The sequence below is a fragment of the Saccharopolyspora montiporae genome, assembly GCF_015209505.1.
Lineage (GTDB): Bacteria > Actinomycetota > Actinomycetes > Mycobacteriales > Pseudonocardiaceae > Saccharopolyspora > Saccharopolyspora montiporae.
In genome coordinates this window covers 51,261-59,173 of the sequence record NZ_JADEYC010000034.1, presented here as the reverse complement: position 1 = coordinate 59,173, position 7,913 = coordinate 51,261, and the positions used below count along the sequence as shown (strand labels likewise).

The window sequence follows — 7,913 nt, the reverse complement described above, 5'->3', positions numbered from 1 at the left end:
CGTAAGCAGCTGTCACCAAACCCTGCACCAGGCCCTCGCCGAACGACTCGTCGTCGACGTGGGGCCGGAACGGCTCACCGTCCGCAGGCTCTCGGCAGAGAGCGGCGTGCCCAACGGTGCTCTCTACCACGCCTTCGGCTCGTTGGCGGCACTGCGCGGTCGGATGTGGCTGCGGGCCGCGCTCGAGTTCTTGGACTTGCAGACGGAGCTCATCGACGAGGCGCTGGGTGCAGCACCGGCTCCCGAGGACGCGGTCAACGCTGTGCTGGCCGCCGCCGATGCGCCCGCGGCGTTGGCGGACCGACGTCCGGCGGCGGCTCGAATGTTGATGACGGTGCGCCGCGAACAGCTGCTCGGCCCCGACCTTCCCGAGGAGCTCGCCGATGCGCTGCTCGGGTTGGACCGGAGGCTGGTCCGCGAGGTGCTGTGCCGCTTGGCGTCGGCGTTGTGGGATCGACGGGACGGCCCGAGCGTCGACGTGATCACCACCTGCGTAGTGGATCTACCGACCGCCCTGCTGCGCCGGCCCCTCGGCCAGGTCACGGCGGAGGGCGCGGTGCCGATCACCGTCGAGGTGCGAGCGCGTCTGGCAGCGGCCGTGCGCGCGGTCCTCGATCGTGAACCACCGAGGCGCGGGTAAGTCGACCACGACCATTGTCTTGCAGGAAGGACTGCTACATGCCCACGTTGCACAAGGATGACGATGTCTTCGTGCTGGATCTCGGCGACGGCGAGAACCGGTTCTCGCCGGATTGGGGTCTGGGGAAGAGCCGTGCGAGATTGAACGCTAAGCCCTTGATCACAGGTCAGTGCGCTTGCTCGTTCGGCTCGCGCTGCAGGGTGCGGTAGATCGTGGTCCGGGAGACGGTGAAGACCTCGGCGAGGTCGGCGATGGTGTACTCGCCGGTGCGGTACATCCGCACGAGTTCGCGCTGTTGCTTAGCCGAGAGCTTGGGCTGCTTGCCGCGCAGCTTGCCCTTGGCCTTGGCTACGGCCATGCCTTCCTTCGTCCTGGCCCGCAGCAGGTCGACTTCGAACTCGGCGAAGGTGGCCAGGATGTTGAAGAACATCTTTCCCATGGGGTCGTTCGGGGCGTAGACCTGTCCGCCGAGGGAGAGCTTGATGCCTCGTTCGGCCAGGGAGTCGCCGATGGCGCGAGCGTCGGGCACCGATCGGGCGAGCCGGTCGAGCTTCGGGACCGCGAGCGTGTCGCCCTCGCGGACGGCGGCGAGTGCCTGATCGAGACCGGGCCGTGCGCGGGTGGTGCCGGTCAGCCCGTGGTCGAGGTAGATGCGCTCGTCGGCGACGCCGAGCTCGGCCAGGCGCTGTTGTTGGGCGGTGAGGTCTTGCTCGTCGGTGGAGCAGCGGGCATAGCCGATGATCGTGGCGCTCATGGCGGGCGAGCGTACGGTTAGCCCCCGACGACCGGAATTTTCACCGTACGGGGCAACTGCAACACCGCAGGTCCCGGCCACGGCCTGCCGGCCGCTACAGCGACGGGTGTACGCGAGGGGTTCCGCTTCCGTACAGGACGCCTCTCAGTGCGGTCGCAGTCGGATGCCCGGGAGGTTCTGGCGGAGTTCGTCGGTCCTGCCAGGAGCTCCGGCCGTTCAAGGTCTCACGCGGCTTGTACGGTTGGTGGGGTGTCGAAGCGCCTGTTGTTTGTGGCCCTGGCTGGGCACGGGCATGTCACGCCGACGATTCCGCTGGTCGAGGAACTCGTGCAGCGCGGCCACCAGGTTGACTATGCCACCAGCGATGAGTTTGCGGAGATGGTGACCGAGGCCGGAGCCAAGTGGGTTCCGCTGCCCGGGCTCGACCCGTTTCGACCCCCCGCTGACGTGGGCCCCGAGGTAATCGCGTTGTGGTTCCGGCACTTCTTCGCCGCACTGGCGGTGGTCTATCCGGTACTGCTCGAGCACTGTCGCAGCAGCCAGCGTCCGGACCTGGTGTGCTACGACGCCACCCACTGGCCCGCGCGACTGGTGGCCGAGCGGCTGGGCATCCCTGCGGCGCGCACCGTCCCGAACCTGGCCGAAAACGACAGCTACGGCCAGGTCAGCGAGCGACTGACCGCGGGACTGGAGCCCGAGCATCCCGAGATGGCGGCCTTCGCCGAGGATGTGGAGGCTTTCGCCGCCGAGCATGACGTCGTCCTCGACGTGCCGGCCACCTTCGATGTCACCGAGGCGCTGAACCTGGTGTTCGTGCCACGGGAGTTCCAACCCGCCGGAGACAGCTTCGACCACCGGTTTCAGTTCCTCGGCCCCATGGTTGGCCGGCGCGCCCAGACTCAGTCATGGTCGCCGCCCGATGCCCAGCGCCGGCTGCTGTATGTCTCGTTGGGGTCGATCTTCACCGATCACCCTGAGTTTTACCGGGCCTGCATCGACGCGTTCGGCGACGGTCGCTGGCAGGTGGCGATGACCATTGGCCAGACCGATCCGACCACGCTGGGTCCGGTGCCGGCGACGGTGGATGCGCGGCCCTGGTTCCCGCAGCCGGTGGTGCTGGCCCACGCGTCGGCGTTTGTGACCCATGCCGGGATGAACTCCACCATGGAAGCGCTGTCCTGCGGCGTCCCGCTGATCACACTGCCGCAGATGCCCGAGCAGGACGTCAACGCCGAGCGCATTCAGCAGCTCGGACTTGGCCAGCGCCTCGACCCCGACACGGTGACCGCCGAGGCTCTGCGGGCCTCCGTTGACGCGGTGACGGCCAGCGCAGAGGTCGCTGCGAACCTGGCATGGATGCGCCAGGCCATTGCCCGGAGTGGCGGCGCCGCACGCGGAGCCGACGAAATCGAAGCACACCTCGACCGCGCCGACTGATCGATCCAGATCAGCACGTCCGCAGCGGGATCCCTACTGGACGCGCCGCACACGATGTGCAGGGATCAGTTGGATTTTGTGCTGGTGATCACCGCGAGGTCGCGGTGTTGCCAGGCCACTTCCGTGCTCAAGCCTGCATCAGTCAGCCAGCTTAGCTGCTCCGCGAGCGAGCTTGGCACGTCTTCGATGCCGTCGATCGGTGTGACAACGTCACCGGGCTTCTCGGGGACAACCAGGTCGGCGAGGACGAATCGCCCGCCGACGGTCAACACACCGGCCACCCGGCAGAACAGGTCAGCCTTGCCTGCTCCGTCAAGATGATGCACGGCAAGCATGGATGTCACCAGGTCGAACGGCCCCTCAGGCAACGGGTCCTGCAGGCGAGACCGATACAGTGTGCTGCGGCGGGCATCGAGTGCGGCCGTGGCCGCAGCCAGCATGTCGGCGTTGGCATCGACACCGACCAGTGTCGCGTCCCGATGCGCCTCAAGTACCTGGGCCGCCGTCAACCCGCTGCCGATTCCCAGATCAAGTACGGCGTGTGCGGGCTTCGCTCGCGTCGCGGCGACGAGTTGGTCCTGAAGATGGGGGTAGTCGGGAACCTCCTGCGCCATGAGCTGCAAGTAGGTGTCCGGATCCCAAGCGAACTCTGTCACAGCACCCATTGTCTCCTGCTACGCGACCGGATAACGATAGCTACTGAAAGCAGTTGTCGGCGCTTCAGCGTTTGCTCGGCCGTGGCAGTCTGCATCTGCCGCACGCGCGAAGGCTATCGCCGCAGCAAGAGACGACGATCACAAGGTCTGGCTACTTTGCGGCTGGCCGTAGCAACCGGAGAACTGGGCCTACACCCGAGGACAAGCACTGTCGGCAACCGGTGACTGTTGCCCGCGTGAGACCACGGTGGTAACCGGTCCCCGCAGGGACGGATGAGAACCAGAGTGAGCAGCGCAGCGCCAAGTTGGAGCGCGGACAGGGTCAACACGTAGATCGTCCCACTTCCGGGAAGCTGCTGCTCCTGCCTCCACTCGGCGGGGGTGCCCAGGTCGAACCCGCTCCCGACCAGAACCCGCCACACGACCGTCGGCAACGCTGCAGCGATAGCCGTCCACCCGCAGACCCGTGCCCACCGCGGGCAACTCGACGTGGCATCCGAGCTTGGCACCTGTCGCAACGTACTAGCGCTGGCCTAGAACGACGGTACCGGCATGCCGATTCGAGACCGTCTCAATCGCCCGGTCGGATCCCGATGCCGACCTCGTCTCCTGCCTGGAATGATCGCCCCATGGCATACTCATCGTCCTCGGTCGAGCAGCTCGGCCGCGCGCTCGCCGCAGTCGGTGACCTTGTCACCGGGATTCGCCCCCGGACAGTGGTCAGCCCCGATCCCGTGCACGGACTGGACGGTGCGCCAGCTGGTCAACCACCTGGTCGGTATAATCCACGTCTTCGCCGCCCTGCTCAGCGATCGGACGCCACCCCGGTCGGCCGCTGATCACCTCGGTGACAGCCCGAAAGACGCCTATCGCGACTCCGCGGAGGCGCTGCAGGCCGTGTTCGATCAGCCCGGAGTCCTTGAACGCACCTACCACGGCCCGCTCGGCGCGGCCACCGGCGCCGAGCGGCTCCAGATCCGCCTCTACGACCTCCTCGCGCACGGCTGGGATCTCGCCCAGGCCACGGGCCAACCTGGGGAGCCGCCCGATGATCTGGCTGAGCAGGCACTCGCCTTCGCTCAAACACAGCTCTCCGAGCAGGACCGCAACGCACGATTCGCCCCTGCGCAGTTCGTCACCAGCGATGCACCCGCTATCGAACGGCTGGTCGCCTTCCTCGGACGTTCAGTCGACACGCATCGTTGAAAGCAGCCGTCCGCAACACGATCCCTTCCGTACGTACGGTAGGGGTTCCCCAAATGAAAGGCCGCTATCGGCGGGTGTGCTGGGGTTTCGTGTTCGCTGTCGGCCTGCGCTTGGGATCTTGCCGGGGCATGCGCGTGCGGTCAGAGTGGTGTGGTGAGTGAGCGGATCGAGGTCTCGGTGCAGGCCTCGCTGGCAGAGGGTTCGGATTGGGGTGCGCTGGCGCGTCGCTGCGAGCAGGTGGGCTGTCGTGCCTTGTTGATCGGAGACCATCTCGGCACCGCAGCGTCGCCGTTCGTCGCGTTGGCCGCTGCGGCCGCGGCCACGTCGCAGCTGCGTGTGGGTAGCTACGTGCTCAACGCCGGGGTACGGCATCCCCTGTTGATCGCGTCGGACGTGGCCACGCTCGACCGAGTCTCGGGTGGACGGGCCGAGGTCGGTCTCGGTGCGGGACACACGCCCGCTGAGTGGGAGATGACCGGGCAACACCGCCCCGCACCGGCCAAGCGCGTGCACCAGGCGACCACGACAGCGGCCGCGGTGCGGGCACTGCTCGACGGACACACGGTGCCCGCCGCCGAGCTACAGGCGCTGACTGACGTGGCACTGCAGGAACCGCGGCCGGTGCAACCGCGGATCCCGCTGCTGATCGGTGGGTCGAACCCCGAGTTGCTGCACTGGGGCGGAGCCCACGCCGATGCCGTGGGCCTGTCCGGGCTGGGACGTACCCTGCCCGACGGGCATTCCCACACCGTGTCCTGGTCGCCGAGCCGAGTCGAGTCCCACGTGGAGTTGATCCGAGACGGTGCTCGACGCGCCCACGTCCGTGCCCCGCCGATCGAAGCGCTGGTGCAGCAGGTCAGCCTCACCGACGATCGCGAGGCTATGGCCCACTCGCTGGCCAAGCGCCTGGACACCCCTGTCGCCGACCTGCTGGCCGTGCCCTACCTGTGGATCGGGACACCGGCTGAGATCGCCGAACACCTCCACACCGCACGCGACAGGTGGGGCATTCGCCGATGGGTCATCCGAGACAGCGCGCTCAACGACCTCCCGCAGATCCTCGCCGCCCTCTGAAGCCGCCAGCCGGACGCTTCACACAGGGATCTTTTCTGAATGAGCTCTACGCGATCGGGCTGTTAGACTTCTTGACATGCGACTTGTTCAGCAGACGACGACGCCGGATCCACTCCGGCGCTGACGAGTTGCAATGACCATCGAGCCCCGGAGCCACGCTCCGGGGCTTTTGCATACCTCGGTTCACGGCTCCGGGCAGACGACCAAGGAGCCATTGGTGAACCACGACGACCAGGACGCCGCGTCTGGGCCGGATCACCGCGATCTCAACCATGATCTGCAGATTTTCGCCACCGACCCGATGGTCGGCTCGGGCTTGCCGCTGTGGCTGCCGAACGGGGCGATGATCCGCGACGAACTCGAACGGCTCGCTCAAGACATCGCCCAGGCGGACGGGTGCCAGGGCGTGCACTCGCCGGTGCTGGCCAAGCGGTCCCTGTTCGAACGATCTGGGCACTGGGGCAAGTTCTCCGAAGACATGTTCCCGCCGATGCGCGTCGGCGGCGACGACCTCGTGCTGCGACCGGCGAACTGCCCGCACCACGCGCTCATCTACGCCGCCGCACGCCACTCCTACCGCGAGTTGCCGATCCGGTTCAACGAGCTGGCCGCGATGTTCCGCGCGGAGCGTTCCGGTGTCCTTGCCGGACTCGGCCGAGTGCGTCAGATCAACCTCGACGACACCCACGTGTTCTGCCGCTTCGACCAAGTCGCAGACGAGGTCGCCCGCGCTTTGCGATCGGCGCTACACGCCCAGGAGATCTTGGGTCTGCGGGTCGACTACGTGCGCCTGTCACGACGCGACGCCAGCCCGGCCTTTCTCGGCGACACCGAGCAATGGCAGCACGCCGAACAGGCGCTGCGCGAGGCCGCCCACGCGGTCGAACTCGCCAACCACGGGCTCGAGCTGGTGGAGGTTGACGGCGAAGCGGCCTTCTACGGGCCGAAACTGGACCTGCAGGTCCGCGACGAGCAGAGACACGACGACACCATCGCCACCGTGCAGCTCGATTTCAACCAGCCCGAACGCTTCGGACTGACCTACGACGCCGCAGACGGGTCCCGACGACCAGTCCTGATGATCCACCGCGGCACCGTCGGCTCCATGGAACGCGTAGTGGCCGCGCTGCTGGAGCGCTACCGGGGCCGGTTGCCGCTGTGGCTGGCGCCGGTGCAGGTATGTGTCATGCCGGTCGGGCCCGCCCAGGACCGTGCCGCGCGAGAACTCGTCGACGAGCTCATCGCTGCCGGCCTGCGGCCGCGTCTGGAAGTGGACGGATCGCTGGGGGCGCGCATCCGCGCCAGCAGGCACCGCCGCGACAGCGTGATGGCTGTGCTCGGCGCGGCCGAGGTGGACCGCCACCAGGTCCAGGTCACCGACATCGACTCCGGCTTCGACGGACCAATCACCCGAGACCAGTTCCTCGAAGCACTCGCCCAGAGCTACCGCACCCGCACCACAACCGTGCACTGGCCAGAACCTCAGCTTGCGTAGGGTAAGCGATCTTCGGAATCGGCAGCGCTGAGGTTCCAGGGCCACAGCACGACGCTGATCATGTGTCAGTGACCGATCGGTCACTGAGACGTGCAGAGAGTGGTCGGGCGTTCCGGGCAGGGGTGTGACCATCGAACCAGGGGGACGGCGCGGCCGGCGATGTCCGCATCGCGGGCGACCGAGTCGGGGGACCAGCCGTGGGTTCGGTAGAACCGCAACGCGGGGAGGTTGTCGCGCAGGGCCCACAGGATCACGTGGGTATATCCCTGGTCGGCGAGGTGTCCGAGACCGGCCTCGTGTGCGGCGTGGCCGGCACCGGTGCCGGCCACGGTGGGATCGGCGTAGAGCGCTGTCAGTTCCCCGGTCGACTCGAACGGGGAAGAGTCGTGGGACGGTTCGCGGACCGGACCGACGCTGGCGAACGCACCAGCGGTGTCCCCGTGATGGGCCACGACGATCGCAGCACCCGACTGGGCCTGGGCGAGTCGGTCACGGTAGGTCTCGGCGATCACGGTGGGGTCCAGATCGGCCAGGGCCCGGTCCGGAACCAGCCCGACGTAAGCCTGGCGCCAGGCGGCCACATTGATCCGAGCGAGTCGTTCGGCATCGGCGATCTGCCCGGTTCGCACCGACCACTCCTGCGCCGGATAG

At 67.5% G+C, this 7,913-nt stretch carries 8 protein-coding genes; 5 read left to right on the top strand and 3 right to left on the bottom strand.

The window, feature by feature from the left end:
• Positions 1-22 precede the first annotated feature (22 nt).
• Positions 23-640 carry a TetR/AcrR family transcriptional regulator gene (locus tag IQ251_RS17295; protein ID WP_193929664.1) on the top strand — a complete coding sequence of 206 codons (618 nt, stop codon included), beginning with the start codon at positions 23-25 and terminating at the stop codon, positions 638-640.
• 166 nt (positions 641-806) lie between these two features.
• Here the strand turns inward: IQ251_RS17295 and IQ251_RS17290 are convergent, their stop codons facing one another.
• The gene (locus IQ251_RS17290; protein ID WP_193929655.1) at positions 807-1,394 is read right to left on the bottom strand and encodes a recombinase family protein; all 588 of its coding nucleotides are present in this window, start codon (positions 1,392-1,394) and stop codon (positions 807-809) included.
• 249 nt (positions 1,395-1,643) lie between these two features.
• Here IQ251_RS17290 and IQ251_RS17285 point away from each other — a divergent pair, with 249 nt between their 5' ends.
• Complete coding sequence (locus IQ251_RS17285; protein WP_193929653.1) at positions 1,644-2,831, top strand: macrolide family glycosyltransferase; 1,188 nt, start codon at positions 1,644-1,646, stop codon at positions 2,829-2,831.
• 65 nt (positions 2,832-2,896) lie between these two features.
• On the opposite strand, the gene IQ251_RS17280 is transcribed toward IQ251_RS17285, so the two are convergent.
• Positions 2,897-3,487, bottom strand: a complete 591-nt coding sequence (locus IQ251_RS17280; protein WP_193929652.1) for a class I SAM-dependent methyltransferase — start codon at positions 3,485-3,487, stop codon at positions 2,897-2,899.
• Between the two features lie 552 nt (positions 3,488-4,039).
• Between IQ251_RS17280 and IQ251_RS17275 the strand changes: the two genes are divergently transcribed.
• The 3 genes from IQ251_RS17275 (at position 4,040) to thrS (ending at position 7,262) form a co-directional block, all read left to right on the top strand.
• Entirely contained in the window at positions 4,040-4,693 is a 654-nt protein-coding gene (locus IQ251_RS17275; protein ID WP_370591472.1) for a TIGR03086 family metal-binding protein, read from the top strand.
• Positions 4,694-4,846: 153 nt separating this feature from the next.
• The gene (locus tag IQ251_RS17270; protein WP_370591471.1) at positions 4,847-5,767 is read left to right on the top strand and encodes a TIGR03621 family F420-dependent LLM class oxidoreductase; all 921 of its coding nucleotides are present in this window, start codon (positions 4,847-4,849) and stop codon (positions 5,765-5,767) included.
• A 133-nt stretch (positions 5,768-5,900) separates the two neighbouring features.
• The gene (gene thrS, locus IQ251_RS17265) at positions 5,901-7,262 is read left to right on the top strand and encodes a threonine--tRNA ligase (protein ID WP_193929648.1); all 1,362 of its coding nucleotides are present in this window, start codon (positions 5,901-5,903) and stop codon (positions 7,260-7,262) included.
• 80 nt (positions 7,263-7,342) lie between these two features.
• On the opposite strand, the gene IQ251_RS17260 is transcribed toward thrS, so the two are convergent.
• Positions 7,343-7,891, bottom strand: coding sequence for a GNAT family N-acetyltransferase (locus IQ251_RS17260; protein ID WP_193929646.1), 549 nt, complete (start codon positions 7,889-7,891; stop codon positions 7,343-7,345).
• Positions 7,892-7,913: the final 22 nt, after the last annotated feature.